Below are 15,074 nucleotides of genomic sequence, written 5' to 3' on the forward strand. Positions count from 1 at the left end.
CTGAGCGGCCCGAGGGCCCCGCGTCAGCTGCCGGCCACGGCGCGGAGCTCGCGCAGGGCCTCGCCCTTGGCGTGCGCCTGGTTGCGCAGCCCCTTGCGGAACTCGCCCATCTCACGGCGCAGGCGGACGGCCTCGTCGCTGTCACCGGCGCTGAGGATCCGCACGGCGAGCAGGCCGGCGTTGCGGGCTCCACCGACCGAGACGGTCGCGACCGGGACACCGCTCGGCATCTGCACGATCGAGAGCAGCGAGTCCATGCCGTTGAGGTGCTCGAGCGGGACCGGCACACCGACGACCGGCAGCGAGGTCACCGAGGCGAGCATCCCGGGCAGGTGGGCGGCGCCACCGGCACCGGCGATGATGACGCGCAGACCGCGCTCCTCGGCCTCGAGGCCGTAGGTGATCATCTCGTCGGGCATCCGGTGGGCCGAGACGACCTCGACCTCGTGCGGGACGCCGAAGTCGTCGAGGACCTTGGTCGCGAGCTGCATGACGGGCCAGTCGCTGTCGCTGCCCATGACGACGCCGACGACGGGTGCTGCAGACCCGGTGGTTGAGCTCATTCGGTGACTGCTCCCTCGATGTAGTCCGCGGCGTGCCGTGCCCGCGCGCGCAAGTCGGTGAGGCTATCACCGCTGACGTTGACGTGCCCTATCTTCCTCCCGGGCCGCACCCCCTTGCCATAGAGGTGCGCCTTGATCTCCGGGTCTCGCGCCATGACGTGCCGGTATGCCGGGTACAGCTCGGTGTGGTGCCCGCCCAGGACGTTGCCCATCACCGTCCACGGGTGGCGCGGCCTCGGTGAGCCGAGCGGCAGGTCGAGCACCGCGCGCAGGTGCTGCTCGAACTGTCCGGTGACGGCCCCGTCCATCGACCAGTGGCCACTGTTGTGCGGACGCATCGCGAGCTCGTTGACGACGAACTCGCCACCGGGGAGCTCGAACATCTCGACGGCGAGCACACCTGTGACGCCGAGCTCGCCGGCGATGCGCAGCCCGGCCTCGGTCGCCCGGGCGGCCAGGTCGGGGTCGAGGTCGGGCGCCGGCGCGATGACCTCGGTGCAGATCCCGTCGGTCTGGACGGTCTCGACGACCGGCCACGCCGCGGCCTGCCCGGAGGGGCTGCGCGCGAGCAGGACCGCGATCTCACGGGTGAAGGGGACCTTCTCCTCGAGGAGCAGCGGCGAGTCCTCGGCGCTCGCCCGGTCGAGCCAGTCGTGGAGCTCCTCGCCGGAGGCCACGACCCGCACGCCCTTGCCGTCGTAGCCGCCACGCGGGGTCTTGGCGACGACCGGCCACCCGACCTCGTCACCGAAGGCGGTGACCTCGTCGACGGTGAGCGCCCTGGCCCAGCGCGGGCACGGCACGCCGAGCGCGGTGAGGCGCTCGCGCATCTCGAGCTTGTCCTGCGCGAAGACGAGCGCCTGAGGGGTCGGGTGCATCACGGCACCGGCCTCCGCGAGCGCGGCGAGCACGTCGGCGGGGACGTGCTCGTGGTCGAAGGTCACGACGTCGCACTCGGCCGCGAAGGCGAGGACGGCGTCGACGTCGCCGTGGGCGCCGACCGGGGCCGACGGGATGACGAGCGCGGCGCTGGCGTCGGGCGCCTCGGCGAGCACGCTGAGGGTGATCCCCAGCTCGGCCGCGGGCGCCGCGCACATCCGGGCGAGCTGGCCGCCCCCGATGATGCCGACGACGGGGAATCCTCCGGGAGCACGCAGGGGGGCAGTCACCCGGCGAGGATATCGGCGAGGGGTGCACTCACGGCATACGGGCAGGTCTTGGGCGGCTACGCTCACCCGGTGACGTCCACGACTCCCGCAGGGGGCCTCATCGCGCGGCTCCGCGGAGCCATCGACGTGCTCTACCGCGAGGCCATCAAGTTCGGCGTCATCGGGCTCCTCGCCTTCGTGATCGACATGGGCAGCTTCAACCTCCTGCGCCACACGGTCCTCGACGACAAGCCGACCGCGGCGGTCATCGTCTCGGCCTCGCTCGCGACGGCGTTCGCGTGGGTCGGCAACCGGATGTGGACCTTCCGGCACCGACGCAACCGGCCCGCCCACCACGAGGCCGCGCTGTTCGCCGGTACCAACGGCGTCGCCCTCGTGATCCAGGCGGCGGCGATCGCGTTCACGAACTACGTGCTGGGGCTCACCTCGCTCACCGCCGACAACATCACCAAGGTCGTCGCGATCGGGCTGGGCACGCTGTTCCGGTTCTGGGCCTACCGTCGCTTCGTCTTCGCCGGTGAGCCCATCGACGTCGACACCTCACCCCTCGCGCACGACTGACCGCGACGTCGCGGTCAGTCGGCTTCGGAGAGGAACACGGCGAAGACCGCCGGCTGGGTGCTCACGAGCTCGAGCCGGCCACCGTTGTCCTCGGCGAGGTCACGGGCGAGGGTGAGGCCCAGGCCCGATCCGGTCGACGAGACCGAGCGCTCGAAGATGTGCGGCGCGATCGAGGCGGCCACGCCCTCGCCCTCGTCGCCGAGCTCGATGACGACCGAGGGCCCCGCACGGCGGGCGGCGATGTCGACCGTGCCGCGGCCGTGCGCGAGGGCGTTCTCGACGAGCGTGGAGAGGATCTGGGCCAGGGCGACCGGGGTGGCCCGCACCCGCAGGCCCCGCTCGCCGTGGATGCGCATGCTCCGCTTCGAGGACGCGAACGCCGGCTGCCACTCGCGCTGGAGCGAGGCGAGCACCGCGTCGAGGGAGACGCTGGGGCGGGCCGGGTCGCTCACCCGGGTGCGACCCATGAGGTCGTCGACGACCTTGCTCAGCCGCTCGACCTGGTCGATCGCGACCTGGGCCTCCTCCTGGACGACGACGAGGTCGTCGGTCGAGGCGATCTCGTCCAGCCGCATGAGCAGCGCGGTGAGCGGCGTGCGGAGCTGGTGCGAGGCGTCGGCCGCGAAGTCGCGCTCGGCGGCGAGGTTGCGGGTGACCTGGTTGGCGCTGCGGGAGAGGACGTCGCTGATCCGGTCGAGCTCCTCGATGCCGGAGTCGAGCGGCATGAACCGCGACTCCCCCGCACCCAGTCGCTCGGCGCGGGCGGCGAGCTCGGTGAGCGGGTCACCGATGAGGCGGGCCCGGCGCTGGGCCACGAACCAGCCCGCGGCCAGGCCGAGCACGACGAGGGCGAGCACCACACCGGTGAGGATGAGCGCACCCCGCAGGCCGGTCGTGGTCTCGACGAAGCTCGCCCGCCGCTCGGTGGACGCCAGGGCGATGAGGAGCCCCATGACGAGCAGGGGGATGCCGAAGATCGCGAGCGTGGCGCCGACGGCCGCGAGCGTGGACCTCAGCAGGAGGCGACGCATGGAGGCGTCATTCCCCCGCCGGGTCGAACCGGAAGCCGACGCCCCGGATCGTCGTGATGTAGCGGGGCTGCATGGCGTCGTCGCCGAGCTTCTTGCGGAGCACGGAGATGTGCATGTCGAGGGTCTTGGTGGAGCCGTACCAGGCGGTCTCCCAGACCTCGCGCATGAGCTGCTCGCGGGAGATGACCTTGCCCTGGTTGCGGGCGAGCACCCGGAGCAGCTCGTACTCCTTGGCGGTGAGCTGGATCTCCTCGCCGTGGAGGAAGACGCGCCGCGACTCGGTGTCGACGCGGACGTCGACGTCGCCGGTGACGGGGGCCTCGGGGATGCCGCGGCGCAGCAGCGCCCGGGCCCGGGCCAGGAGCTCGGCGAGCCGGAAGGGCTTGGTGACGTAGTCGTCGGCCCCGGCGTCGAGCCCGACGACGGTGTCGACCTCGTCGGCCCGGGCGGTGAGGACGAGCACGGGCACGGTGTAGCCCTCGCCACGCAGCCGCCGGCAGACCTCGAGACCGTCCATCGTGGGCAGGCCGAGGTCGAGGACGACGAGGTCGGGGTTGTCCCGCGCGGCCTCCAGGGCCTCACGGCCGTCGGCGCGGACGTCGACGTCGTAGCCCTCGCGGCGCAGCGCGCGCGCGAGCGGCTCGGAGATCGCCGGGTCGTCCTCGGCGAGCAGCACACGGGTCATGCGGCGATGGTAGTGGTGACAGGGGCGTTCACGCGTGGTGCTCCCAGGGACGCGCGCGCCGCGCCCCGGTGGAGCGGGCCAGCTCGAAGGGCGTGACGGCGCCGATGCCCCTGAGGTGGCGGGACCGCTGCTCGGTCATGGAGAAGCCGGAGAGGGCTCCGAGGGCCCGCGCCACCTCGTCGTCGACGAAGACGCGCCCGGGCGGGGTGACGGCGGTGAGCCGGCTGGCGCGGTTGACGGTGGTGCCGAAGACGTCTCCGAGTCGGCTGATGACCTTGCCCGAGGCCATCCCGACCCGGACGTCGGGCAGCAGCGGGTCCTCGGCCATGGAGTCGACGAGGTCGAGCCCGATGGCGGCCGCCGCGTCGGCGTCGACGTGGACGAAGAGCACCTCGTCGCCCACGGTCTTGATGATCCGCCCGCCATGGGTCGTCACGACGTCGCTGGCGAGCTCCTCGAACCTCTGGACGAGGGTTCCGAGCTGCCGCTCGGTCATCCGGCGCACGAGCGAGGTGAACGAGACGAGGTCGGCGAACCCGACGACCCGCAGCGGCGCGCTGGGGTCGTGGTCGGTGTCACGGGCGTCCTCGAGCATGCGGGTGATCGCGGAGGTGAGGTGGCGGCGCCAGACATAGACCATGAGCGGCTCGAGCTGGTCGACGAGGTCGGCGAGCTGGGTCGCGGCGGCCTCGGCGACGGAGCGGTCTGGGACGGCGCGGGCGTCCTTCTCGCCGATCTCGGCCTCCTGGTCGGCCGGCGTGAGGTACTCCGCGACGAGCTGGGTCTGCCACACGGCGAGCCGGTCGGAGGTGCGTGCGAAGGCCCGGGCCATCGACAGCGCGAGGTCCTCGTCGAGGTCGTTGTCGCGCACGAGGTCGGAGACGCGGATGAGCGCCCCGAGGTCGGCCTCGGTGAACATCACCTCCTCGTCGTCGACGATCTGGAAGCCGAGCGCGTGCCAGAGCTTGCGGGCCGACTGCACCGACACCGAGGCCTCGCGGCTGATCTCGCGCCGGCCCATGGTGGCCCGGCGGCCGAGCAGGCGCTCCTCGATCTCGGCCTCGAGGTCGCCGGACTGCCCGAAGTGCTCAGGCACCTGCAGCCTCCTGGAGGATCGCGGGACTCACCGGACGTGGACGACGTCGCCGGCGGCCACCGCGTGGGTGCCGGACTCCGTCGTCAGGGACAGTCTGCCGTCTGCGTCGACGCCGGTGGCCAACCCGGTCAGGTCCGAGCCCGGCAGGTGCACCCGCACCCGGCGCCCCACGGTCGCGCACGCGGCCACGTAGGCCGAGCGGACGGCATACGGGTCCGCATCGAGGTTGCCCAGCAGCGTTGCGAGAGAACGCAGGTATGCCGTGAGCACGGCTTCGCGGCTCACTCCCGGCGCGCCGGCGAGACGGAGCGACGTGGCCGTGTCGACCGGCAGGTCGGAGCGCTCCTGGTCGATGTTGACGCCGGTCCCGACGACGACGCCGGCGGGGGTCAGCTCGGCGAGGATGCCCGCGACCTTGCGGTCGCCGTCGGCCGGGACGAGCAGGTCGTTGGGCCACTTGAGGGCGATCTCGACCCCGCTCGTGGAGGTGAGGGCCTGGCGCAGCGCGAGCCCGACGACGAGGGGGACCCAGCCCAGCGGCGCCCGGGCCGGGCGGGGCACGAGGACGCTCGCCGCGATGCTCGTGCCCGGCGTCGTCGTCCACGCCCGGTCGAGCCGACCGCGGCCCTCGCGCTGCTCCTCGGCGGTGACGACGCGCCACGGGAGCGGGTCGCCCGCGAGCTCGGCGTTGGTCGATCCCACGCTGTCGCGCACGTCCGCAGGGAGCCATGGCGGGCCCGGTGTGATGAGGGACGCATCCATCGGGAGTCGGGCAGCAGGAAGGGTCATGGGGTCAAGGCTAGAGTCGCCTCCATGGCGCAGACCGACACCCAGCCCACCGGCGGTACAGACCTCCCCGCCGCGGACACGGGCATCGACATCCACACCACCGCCGGCAAGCTCGCCGACCTCAAGCGGCGCGTCGGCGAGGTCGCCCACGCCGGCTCCGAGCGGGCGATCGAGAAGCAGCACGCGCGCGGCAAGAAGACCGCCCGCGAGCGCCTCGACATGCTGCTCGACGAGGGCTCGTTCGTCGAGATGGACAAGTACGCCCGGCACCGCTCGGTCGCCTTCGGCCAGGACGCGAACCGGCCCTACGGCGACGGCGTCGTCACCGGCTACGGCACGGTCGACGGCCGGACGGTCGCGGTGTTCGCCCAGGACTTCACCGTCTTCGGTGGCTCCCTCGGCGAGGTCTTCGGCGAGAAGATCACCAAGGTCATGGACTTCGCGATGAAGGTCGGCTGCCCCGTCGTCGGCCTCAACGACTCCGGTGGCGCCCGCATTCAAGAGGGCGTGGTCTCACTCGGGCTCTACGGCGAGATCTTCCGCCGCAACGTCCACGCGTCGGGCGTCATCCCGCAGATCTCGCTCATCATGGGCCCGTGCGCCGGCGGTGCGGTCTACTCCCCCGCCGTCACGGACTTCACGGTCATGGTCGACCAGACCTCGCACATGTTCATCACCGGACCCGACGTCATCAAGACCGTCACCGGTGAGGACGTGGGCTTCGAGGAGCTCGGTGGCGCCCGGACCCACAACTCCAAGTCCGGCGTCGCCCACTACATGGGCAACGACGAGGAGGACGCGGTCGAGTACGTCAAGGCGCTGCTGTCCTACCTGCCCTCCAACAACATGGAGGAGCCGCCGTCGTTCGGTGACGACGAGCTCTCGCTCGAGGTGACCGACGAGGACCGCTTCCTCGACACGATCATCCCGGACAGCCCCAACCAGCCCTACGACATGCACCAGGTCATCGAGGCCGTCGTCGACGACGGCGACTTCCTCGAGGTCTCCCCGCTCTTCGCGCCCAACATCGTCATCGGCTTCGCCCGGATCGAGGGCCGCTCGGTCGGCGTCGTCGCCAACAACCCGATGCAGTTCGCCGGCACGCTCGACATCGACGCGTCCGAGAAGGCTGCACGGTTCGTGCGCACCTGCGACGCCTTCAACGTGCCGATCCTCACCTTCGTCGACGTGCCCGGCTTCCTGCCCGGCACCGACCAGGAGTGGGACGGCATCATCCGCCGCGGCGCCAAGCTCATCTACGCCTACGCCGAGGCCACCGTCCCGCTCGTCACCGTCATCACCCGCAAGGCCTACGGCGGCGCCTACGACGTCATGGGGTCCAAGCACCTCGGCGCCGACATCAACCTCGCGTGGCCGACCGCCCAGATCGCCGTCATGGGCGCGCAGGGCGCCGTCAACATCCTCTACCGCAAGCAGCTCGCGGCGGCGGCCGAGCAGGGCGACGACGTCGACGCGGCCCGGCAGAAGTTCATCGCCGAGTACGAGGACACGCTGGCCAACCCCTACGTCGCCGCCGAGCGCGGCTACATCGACACGGTCATCACGCCCTCGAACACGCGGATGAACGTCACCAAGGCGCTGCGGGCGCTGCGCACCAAGCGCGAGACCCTGCCGCCCAAGAAGCACGGGAACATTCCCCTATGACCTCTTCGCAGGCTCAGAGCTCAGGGGGACCCGGCGCTGTGACGACGGGGTCGGCGCAGGAGCAGCAGGAGCAGCAGGAGCAGCAGGCGGGCTCGGTTGCGGCACAGCGCATCGAGGTGATCGGCGACGCCACCCCCGAGCAGGTCGCGGCGCTCGTCGCCGTCCTGTCGGCAGCGTCAGGCGCGGCGGGCACGGAGGCGGCACCACGGCATACGTCGGCGTGGTCGGCACCGGCCGCGAAGGTGCGCCGACCGCTCGCCCCAGGTGGCCCCGGCGCCTGGCAGCGCTCCCTCCGCCCCTGACCCCGCAGCACCTGACCCCTCTGCGCAATGCGGTGAGGCGTGAACAACTCACCAATTCCTCCCCTCCGCCACGGAAGGAGCGGTGACCAACTCACCAATTCCTCCCCTCCGCCACGGCGTAGGGGGTGACCAACTCACCAATTCCTCCCCTGTGCCACCGGAGGAGCGGTCCGTCGACCCAGGTCGCCTAGTCCCTCCAGCGAGCCAGCCTGCCCGCAAGCTCGGCGTGCCCCGCGGGAGCAAGCGCCTGCTCGTCCAGGATCATCCGCGCGAGGTCGCGGTCGCCCATCCAGGCTCGGAACGCCATCGGCACCGTGATGCCGTGCCCGGGACGCCATGCCACCTGCAGCTCGTCACCCGGCCGGATCGTGCCTGATTGGGTCACGGAGAGGTAGGCGCCCGTTCGCCCACGCGCCGTGAACGCCTTGACCCACCCGCGCTCGCCCATGTGAGCAGCGAACGTCGCGCAGGGCACGCGCGGGCCTGTCACCGTGAGGACGGTCGCCCCGCCGATCCGCCACTGCTCACCGATAACCGAGGCGTCGACGTCGAAGCCGGCGGTGGTGAGGTTCTCGCCGAACATCCCGTCCGAGATCTCCCGGCCGAGGTCGACGCTCCACCAGTCGAGCTCCTCGCGCGAGAACGCGTAGACCGCCTGCTCGGTCCCGCCGTGGTGCCGGCGGTTCATTACCGCATCACCGGCGACGCCGCTGCCGCCCTTCCCCTTGGGCCCGGGGTCGGCCACGTGCACCTCGTCCGTTGCACGCTTGTCGATCCCGGTCGGGCGCTTGATGATCCCGTCCTTCGCCTGACCGACGTTGACCGAGTGAACTCGCGCTCCCATGGCCTGCATCCTAGGCAGGCTGTGGAAAACGCAGATCCGGTATGCCGTGTGGTCGCCAAAGTGGGGGCATGTCCGACTTCGATCCTCACCGGCCCTTCCTCACGGCCTGGGCGCGCACTGCGGGTGTGGGCTGGCGCGAGCTCGCTGGGCCGGCGTACCGGCAGATCTTCCGCGGAGTCCACATCGCGGCCGACATCCCGGACTCTCTCGTCGTCCGTGCCCGCGCTGCCTTGCTGCGCGCTCCCGACCATGCCCTGGTGAGCCACGAGAGCGCGGCTCAGCTCTGGGTGCCCTCGTGGACGCGGAGCAGCGATGTGCACCTCTCGTTCAGCAAGGGCGTCAAGACCATCGGTGACGGAATCCGGACCCATCGATTCCGCTACCCCATGGAACGGTGGCACCGGCACGGGCTCCCGGTGACCGGCCCGGCGATGACGTTCATCCACCTCGCCGTACACCTGGACCTCGTCGGACTCGTCTGCTTCGGGGACCGTCTGGTCGCGCGTGGAGCCATCTCACCGTCCGAGCTCATTGCCGCCACCGAGGCGTGGGAGGGGCACGGACGCAGGGCCGCCATCGCAGCCGCGCGACTCGTGCGTGAGCGGTCCGAGTCGGTTCCCGAGACACAGTCACGGTTGCTCATGGTTCTGGCTGGACTGCCCGAGCCCGCGTGCAACCACTCCTACGTCGTCGATGGCATCGAGCGGTTCCGGCTCGACCTGGCGTGGGTGGAGCTCAAGGTAGCCCTCGAGTACGACGGGCGATGGCACGACGAGCCGGAGCAGCGCGCCAAGGATGAGGCACGACGGGCAGAGATGCGGGCGAACGGCTGGATCATCATCGTGATCCGAGCCCCCGACCTCTACGACCATCCCGACACCGTGGTGACCGAGGTCGCCGAGGCACTGCGGAGTCGCGGGGCTCAGGTCAAGCCGGCGATGACCTACCAACGCTGGTTCCAGCCGCGCGGGGATGTGGCCTGATCATGTGGTGGAGGGGAGGAATTGGTGAGTTGGCCACGGGAGGTGGGCGGACGGCATACGGGCTGGTCGGTGGTGGGGGGGAGGAATTGGTGAGTTGGCCACGGGAGGTGGGCGGACGGCATACGGGCTGGCCGTGTGGCGGAGGGGAGGAATTGGTGAGTTGAGCACGGGCCGACGCGGGTAGCGTGCGGCGGGTGACCGACACCTCCTCCTCCGACCTCGCCACCGACCTCGCCACCGACGCGGCGCCGCACCGGACGCCCACCGCCGTCGACGCCATCGCCGAGAGCCACTTCGACGCCGTCATGGAGAACAGCCCGATCGAGGCGACGTACCTCGGCGTGGACGTGCGCCAGGACGAGCTCGACGACTTCTCCCCCGCCGGCTACCGCGCCCGGGCCGACCTCGCCCGCGCGACCCTCGCCCGGCTCGAGACCGCCGAGCCGGTCGACGACATCGACCGCGTGACGATCGCCGCGATGCGCGAGCGGCTCCAGCTCGACGTCGACATCCACGAGGCGGGGCTCGACCAGTGCGACCTCAACGTCATCGCCTCCCCGATGCAGTCGGTGCGCGACGTCTTCGACCTCATGCCCACCGACACGCAGGAGCAGTGGGCGACGGTGACCCGCCGCCTCGACGCCCTCCCCCGCGCGCTCGAGCAGTGGCAGGGCTCGCTGCTCGCCTCCGTCGACGCCGACCCGGCGCACATCTCGGCCCGTCGCCAGGTCGAGGCGTGCATGGCCCAGTGCGGCGACCTCGTCGGGGACGACGGCTTCTTTGCGACGTTCACCGGCGGAGCCCGAACGCAGGACGGCCAGCCCCTGCCCGAGGCCCTCGCCGCCGACCTCGGTGCGGCCGGTCGCCGCGCTGCGGACTCCTACGCCGCCCTCAAAGTCTTCCTCGGCGAGCAGATCCTGCCCCGGGCCCGCGAGGAGGACGCCGTCGGTCGCGAGCACTACCAGCTCGCCAGCCGCCACTTCCTCGGCGCGACGGTCGACCTCGAGGAGACCTACGCGTGGGGCCAGGAGGAGACCGCGCGCCTCGACGCGGAGATGCGCCGCACCGCCGAGCGCATCCTGCCGGGGTCCACCGTCAAGGAGGCGATGGCACACCTCAACGAGGACCCGGCCTACCGGCTCCACGGCACCGACGAGCTCCAGGCCTGGATGCAGACCAAGGCCGACGAGGTCATGGACTGGCTCGACGGCACGCACTTCGACATCCCGGGCCCGGTCCGCACCATCGAGTGCCGCATCGCGCCGACCCACACCGGCGGCATCTACTACACCGGCCCCAGCGAGGACTTCACCCGACCGGGCCGCATGTGGTGGTCGGTGCCCAAGGGCGTGGAGACGTTCGGGACGTGGGCCGAGCTGAGCACCGTCTACCACGAGGGCGTCCCCGGTCACCACCTCCAGGTCGCGCAGACGACCTACCGCGCCGAGCTGCTCAACCGCTGGCGCCGGATGCTCTGCTGGGTCAGCGGCCACGGCGAGGGCTGGGCGCTCTACGCCGAGCGGCTCATGACCGAGCTCGGCTTCATGGACGACCCGGGCAACTACCTCGGCTTCCTCGACGCCCAGTCGCTGCGCGCGGCCCGCGTCGTCCTCGACATCGGCATCCACTGCGGCTTCGAGGCCCCCGAGGAGGTCGGCGGCGGCGACTGGACCTACGACAAGGCGTGGCAGTTCCTCAGCGCCCACGCCAACAACGACGAGGCCTCGCTGCGCTTCGAGCTCGACCGCTACCTCGGCTGGCCGGGGCAGGCACCGAGCTACAAGATCGGCGAGCGCATCTGGATGCAGCTGCGTGACGAGACCGCTGCGGCAGAGGGCGACTCGTTCGACTCCAAGGCGTTCCACCGGCGCGCCCTCGACGTCGGCTCGGTCGGGCTCGACGTGCTCGTCGAGGCCATGCGTCGCTGAGTCCCGTTTCTCGCGCAGCCGAAGACGAAGGTATGCCGTCCGCTCACCTCGAGCGGACGGCATACCTTCGTCGTTCAGAACCGTTGCGCGACAGGCGCGCTCACCAGATCGCCCAGCACCCGCTGACCTGGGGGATACCGGCGAAGCGGGCCTCGAAGAACGCATAGCTCTCGGCCGACGAGGGCGCCACGCCGCCGACGTGCAGGGGCACGACGTTGGTCGAGAGCCGGACGTTCGCGCCCTTCGCGCACCAGTCCTTCGCGAGCTGGCGCCCGACGGCATAGGGAATGACATCGTCGAGGCCCGAGTGCGAGATGAGCACCGGCACGGTCGGCTTGATCCGGCCGATCCGGTTGTCGGCGACGATCGAGGCGAACGGCTCCTCGGCGAGGTGGGCCGTGAGCGGGCGGCCGTCCCGAGTCAGCGTGCTCGACCTCTGGAACGCCGACGAGGCGAGGTCGAGGACGCAGTGGTTCTCGGTGGCCGCCGCGACCGCCCTGCCCTTGTCGTTGAGGTAGTCGCGGAGGTCGACGCCGTAGCCGGCCGACAGCCCCAGCAGGGCGAAGTTGAGGAACTCGGCGTAGGCGCTGCCGTCGAGGTTGGCGGCGACAGGGGTGAGGTCCGCGGGCGGTGCGCCAGCGAGCGCACCCTTGACCCGGAGCTCGGGGGCATAGGTCGGGGCGAGCTCGGCCGCGGCCGCGGTCGCTCCCCCACCCTGGGAGTAGCCGTACAGGCCGACCGGCGTCGAGGACGTCAGCGTGGTGCCCGGTCGACGGATCGCTGCCCGCGCGATGTCGAGCACCGCCCGGGCCTGGGCGACGCGGTTGACGTAGGTGTGGGTGCCGGGGGTGCCGAGCCCCTGGTAGTCGGTGAGCGCGACGGCATAGCCCCGCACGAGGTAGCCCTTGAGCAGGTAGTGCTCGTACTCGGTGAGCGTCTCGGACATCTAGCGCGACGGCGCGCACCGGTCACCCATGCCCTGCGTGCCGACGGCATAGCTGATGAGCGGGCGCGAGCCGACGCCGACCCACGGCGCCTTCGGCTCGAAGATGGTGCCGGTGACGGCAACGCTGCGGTCGAGACGGTCCTTGGACGCGTACATGACACGCGTCGCGGTGAGGCCGAGGCCGGACAGTCCGAGCGGGTCGAGGAAGAAGGTCGCGGGCTCGGTGCGGATGACCGCGCCGGGCGTGGCGGGGAGGACGGCCGGAGGTTCGTAGAACGCCGGGCGGGCGGGCTCGGGTGCGCCCGTGACGGTCGTGGCGCCGGCGGTGCCCGGGACCGAGTCGGGACCGGCGGAGGCCGGAGCGGCGACGGCGGCCACGAGGCCGAGCGCGGCGAGTGGGACGAGGACCCGGCGGAGCATGCGTGACGTCATTGTCAGCCTTCGTTCGAGGTGGAGGCGCGCGGGGCGCTGCCGCGAACCTACCGAGGAGTAACCGGGGTCGCAACAGATGCGGTTGTGGACGACGCTCGCCCTGGGGTCCCCCGGCGCGGACAATGTGGCGGTGACCTTCGCCCTCACCCTCGTCGCCATCGCCGTGACGGTCATCGTCGTCGCGCGGCTGTGCGCCCCGTTCGGACTGCCCTCCCCGATCGCCCTGCTCGTGGTCGGGCTCGTGGCCTCGGTGCTCCCGTTCGTTCCCGACGTCTCGCTCGAGCCCGACGTGGTCCTGCTCGGGCTGCTCCCACCGCTGCTGTATGCCGCGGCTCGCGGCACGTCGCTCGTGGACATCCGCGCGAACCGGCGCGCGATCTTCGGGCTGTCGGTGGGGCTCGTGCTCTTCACGACGTTCGGGGTCGCGCTCGTCGCCTGGTGGCTGCTGCCGATCACGTTCCCGGTCGCGGTGGCGCTCGGGGCGATCGTCGCTCCCCCGGACGCCGTCGCGGCGACCGCCGTGGCCCGCGGCATCGGCCTGCCCCGGAGGGTCACGACGATCCTCGAGGGCGAGTCGCTGCTCAACGACGCGACCGCGCTCGTCACGCTCCGCACCGCCATCGCCGCCGCCGGGCTGGCCACCTCCCACCACGGCTTCGCCTCGCACGGCGCGGTCTCGGTCGGCTCGGTCGTCCGCGACTTCGGCCTCGCGGTCGTCGGAGGCGTCGGCGTGGGATGGGTGGTCTTCATCCTCATCGGCGTCATCCGCAAGCACCTCACCGAGGCCGCCTCGGACACGGCCCTGTCGTTCACGGCGCCGTTCCTGTCCTACCTGCCCGCCGAGCTCCTCGGCGCCAGCGGCGTGCTCGCGGTCGTGACGACCGGCCTGATGCTCGCGCACAAGGCACCGGTCCTGCAGTCGGCGGCCTCGCGCCTCAGCGAGCGGGTCAACTGGGCGAGCATCACCTTCCTCCTCGAGAACACCGTCTTCCTGCTCATCGGCCTCCAGCTCTCGCGGCTCGTCACCGACGTGCGCGCCAGTGAGATCTCCCTGGGCCGCGCTGCCGTCGTTGGCGTCGTCGTCCTCGTGGCCGTGCTGCTGCTGCGCCCGCTCTGGCTCTTCCCGTTCACCTGGCTCGTGGACAGACTGTCGTCGTCGGACCGGGCCCCGCTCGACGTGCCGAGCACCGCGGTCACGTCCTGGGCCGGGATGCGGGGGGTGGTCACGCTGGCGGCCGCCCTCACGCTCCCCGAGTCCACGGACCACCGGCCCGCGCTCGTCCTCATCGCGCTCATCGTCACCATCGGCACCTTGGCGCTCCAGTCGTCGACGCTGCCCATGCTCGCCCGTGCGCTCGACGTGCGGGGGCCGGACCCGCGCGAGGACGCCCTGCAGGAGGCGACCGTGCTCCGCGCCACCACCGGGGCCGGCCTCCGGGCCCTCGACGCCGAGCGCGACGTCGACCCCTCCGTGGCGCAGGACCTGCGCGGCAACGCCGAGCTGCGCGTCAACAACATCTGGGAGCGCCTGGGCACGCTGGGCCAGCGCGAGGACGAGACGCCCAGCGAGGCCCGGCGGCGGCTGCGCACCGTCATGCTCGAGGCCGAGCGCGACGAGCTGCTCCGCATCCGTGACGAGGACGACGTCGACCACGAGATCCTCGCCGGCGTCATGAACCAGCTCGACGCCGAGGAGGCTGCGCTCTCGTGGACGACGGCCAAGGCGGCACGGCTTCGCGACGCCGAGCTCCGGGCCCCCGACCAGGTGGCCACGGCGTGCGAGCACCTCGAGTCCGAGCCGGACTGCGCCGTCCCGACGAGCACTCAGGGATGTGTGGACTGCCTGCGCGAGGGCATGACGTGGGTGCACCTGCGGATCTGCACCCGCTGCGGCAACGTCGGGTGCTGCGACTCGTCAGAGGGTCAGCACGCGAGCAAGCACTTCGCCACGACGCAGCACCCGGTCATGCGCTCGCTCGAGCCCGGCGAGGCGTGGCGCTGGTGCTTCGTGGACGGGGCGCTCGGCTGACGCCGACCTGACACGTCGGACGCGATGCGGCGCGCCAACGCAGGCCACCCC

15 protein-coding genes are annotated in these 15,074 nt (G+C 71.6%); 6 read left to right on the forward strand and 9 right to left on the reverse strand.

What is annotated here, in order from left to right:
- Positions 1 to 23: 23 nt before the first annotated feature.
- Both purE and KLO01_RS01880 read right to left on the reverse strand, forming a co-directional pair.
- Positions 24 to 563, reverse strand: coding sequence for a 5-(carboxyamino)imidazole ribonucleotide mutase (gene purE / locus KLO01_RS01875; RefSeq protein WP_147061861.1), 540 nt, complete (start codon positions 561 to 563; stop codon positions 24 to 26).
- Positions 560 to 1,732: a 5-(carboxyamino)imidazole ribonucleotide synthase gene (locus KLO01_RS01880; RefSeq protein WP_147061862.1), complete on the reverse strand. Its 1,173-nt coding sequence runs from the start codon at positions 1,730 to 1,732 to the stop codon at positions 560 to 562. The genes purE and KLO01_RS01880 overlap by 4 nt, the downstream gene beginning before the upstream one ends.
- A gap of 69 nt (positions 1,733 to 1,801) precedes the next feature.
- Between KLO01_RS01880 and KLO01_RS01885 the strand changes: the two genes are divergently transcribed.
- On the forward strand, positions 1,802 to 2,293 hold the full coding sequence (locus KLO01_RS01885) for a GtrA family protein (RefSeq protein WP_246136004.1): 492 nt from the start codon (positions 1,802 to 1,804) through the stop codon (positions 2,291 to 2,293).
- Positions 2,294 to 2,307: 14 nt separating this feature from the next.
- Here the strand turns inward: KLO01_RS01885 and KLO01_RS01890 are convergent, their stop codons facing one another.
- From KLO01_RS01890 to KLO01_RS01905, 4 genes are read right to left on the reverse strand one after another with little or no spacing between them, the layout of a single operon-like run.
- On the reverse strand, positions 2,308 to 3,324 hold the full coding sequence (locus KLO01_RS01890; protein WP_147061864.1) for a sensor histidine kinase: 1,017 nt from the start codon (positions 3,322 to 3,324) through the stop codon (positions 2,308 to 2,310).
- 7 nt (positions 3,325 to 3,331) lie between these two features.
- Positions 3,332 to 4,009, reverse strand: a complete 678-nt coding sequence (locus KLO01_RS01895; protein ID WP_147061865.1) for a response regulator transcription factor — start codon at positions 4,007 to 4,009, stop codon at positions 3,332 to 3,334.
- 28 nt (positions 4,010 to 4,037) lie between these two features.
- Complete coding sequence (locus KLO01_RS01900) at positions 4,038 to 5,105, reverse strand: adenylate/guanylate cyclase domain-containing protein (RefSeq protein WP_246136005.1); 1,068 nt, start codon at positions 5,103 to 5,105, stop codon at positions 4,038 to 4,040.
- Positions 5,106 to 5,132: 27 nt separating this feature from the next.
- Positions 5,133 to 5,894: a biotin--[acetyl-CoA-carboxylase] ligase gene (locus KLO01_RS01905; RefSeq protein WP_246136006.1), complete on the reverse strand. Its 762-nt coding sequence runs from the start codon at positions 5,892 to 5,894 to the stop codon at positions 5,133 to 5,135.
- A 24-nt stretch (positions 5,895 to 5,918) separates the two neighbouring features.
- Between KLO01_RS01905 and KLO01_RS01910 the strand changes: the two genes are divergently transcribed.
- Complete coding sequence (locus KLO01_RS01910; RefSeq protein ID WP_147061866.1) at positions 5,919 to 7,559, forward strand: acyl-CoA carboxylase subunit beta; 1,641 nt, start codon at positions 5,919 to 5,921, stop codon at positions 7,557 to 7,559.
- A gap of 38 nt (positions 7,560 to 7,597) precedes the next feature.
- Positions 7,598 to 7,861, forward strand: coding sequence for an acyl-CoA carboxylase epsilon subunit (locus KLO01_RS01915; RefSeq protein ID WP_222611909.1), 264 nt, complete (start codon positions 7,598 to 7,600; stop codon positions 7,859 to 7,861).
- Between the two features lie 187 nt (positions 7,862 to 8,048).
- Here KLO01_RS01915 and KLO01_RS01920 read toward each other — a convergent pair whose 3' ends face one another.
- On the reverse strand, positions 8,049 to 8,705 hold the full coding sequence (locus KLO01_RS01920; RefSeq protein WP_147061868.1) for an MOSC domain-containing protein: 657 nt from the start codon (positions 8,703 to 8,705) through the stop codon (positions 8,049 to 8,051).
- Between the two features lie 68 nt (positions 8,706 to 8,773).
- Between KLO01_RS01920 and KLO01_RS01925 the strand changes: the two genes are divergently transcribed.
- On the forward strand, positions 8,774 to 9,688 hold the full coding sequence (locus tag KLO01_RS01925) for an endonuclease domain-containing protein (protein WP_186827880.1): 915 nt from the start codon (positions 8,774 to 8,776) through the stop codon (positions 9,686 to 9,688).
- A 194-nt stretch (positions 9,689 to 9,882) separates the two neighbouring features.
- Positions 9,883 to 11,616, forward strand: a complete 1,734-nt coding sequence (locus KLO01_RS01930) for a DUF885 domain-containing protein (protein WP_246136007.1) — start codon at positions 9,883 to 9,885, stop codon at positions 11,614 to 11,616.
- A 100-nt stretch (positions 11,617 to 11,716) separates the two neighbouring features.
- Here KLO01_RS01930 and KLO01_RS01935 read toward each other — a convergent pair whose 3' ends face one another.
- Both KLO01_RS01935 and KLO01_RS17340 read right to left on the reverse strand, forming a co-directional pair.
- Positions 11,717 to 12,562, reverse strand: coding sequence for a lipase family protein (locus KLO01_RS01935; protein ID WP_246136008.1), 846 nt, complete (start codon positions 12,560 to 12,562; stop codon positions 11,717 to 11,719).
- Positions 12,563 to 12,994 (reverse strand): hypothetical protein, encoded by a 432-nt coding sequence (locus tag KLO01_RS17340; RefSeq protein ID WP_246136009.1) that lies wholly within the window; start codon positions 12,992 to 12,994, stop codon positions 12,563 to 12,565.
- Between the two features lie 130 nt (positions 12,995 to 13,124).
- On the opposite strand from KLO01_RS17340, the gene KLO01_RS01940 reads away from it, so the two are divergent.
- Positions 13,125 to 15,023, forward strand: a complete 1,899-nt coding sequence (locus tag KLO01_RS01940) for a Na+/H+ antiporter (RefSeq protein ID WP_246136010.1) — start codon at positions 13,125 to 13,127, stop codon at positions 15,021 to 15,023.
- Positions 15,024 to 15,074: the final 51 nt, after the last annotated feature.

The organism is Knoellia locipacati (genome assembly GCF_007992835.1).
Taxonomy (GTDB): Bacteria; Actinomycetota; Actinomycetes; order Actinomycetales; family Dermatophilaceae; genus Knoellia; species Knoellia locipacati.

What these genes read in the sequence shown, in the direction of transcription:
- KLO01_RS01925 (WP_186827880.1), top strand. Translation starts at nt 8,774, where the DNA reads ATGTCCGACTTCGATCCTCACCGGCCCTTCCTCACGGCCTGGGCGCGC.
- KLO01_RS01910 (WP_147061866.1), top strand. Translation starts at nt 5,919, where the DNA reads ATGGCGCAGACCGACACCCAGCCCACCGGCGGTACAGACCTCCCCGCC.
- KLO01_RS01895 (WP_147061865.1), bottom strand. Translation starts at nt 4,009, where the DNA reads ATGACCCGTGTGCTGCTCGCCGAGGACGACCCGGCGATCTCCGAGCCG.
- KLO01_RS17340 (WP_246136009.1), bottom strand. Translation starts at nt 12,994, where the DNA reads ATGACGTCACGCATGCTCCGCCGGGTCCTCGTCCCACTCGCCGCGCTC.
- KLO01_RS01890 (WP_147061864.1), bottom strand. Translation starts at nt 3,324, where the DNA reads ATGCGTCGCCTCCTGCTGAGGTCCACGCTCGCGGCCGTCGGCGCCACG.
- KLO01_RS01920 (WP_147061868.1), bottom strand. Translation starts at nt 8,705, where the DNA reads ATGGGAGCGCGAGTTCACTCGGTCAACGTCGGTCAGGCGAAGGACGGG.
- purE (WP_147061861.1), bottom strand. Translation starts at nt 563, where the DNA reads ATGAGCTCAACCACCGGGTCTGCAGCACCCGTCGTCGGCGTCGTCATG.
- KLO01_RS01935 (WP_246136008.1), bottom strand. Translation starts at nt 12,562, where the DNA reads ATGTCCGAGACGCTCACCGAGTACGAGCACTACCTGCTCAAGGGCTAC.
- KLO01_RS01905 (WP_246136006.1), bottom strand. Translation starts at nt 5,894, where the DNA reads ATGACCCTTCCTGCTGCCCGACTCCCGATGGATGCGTCCCTCATCACA.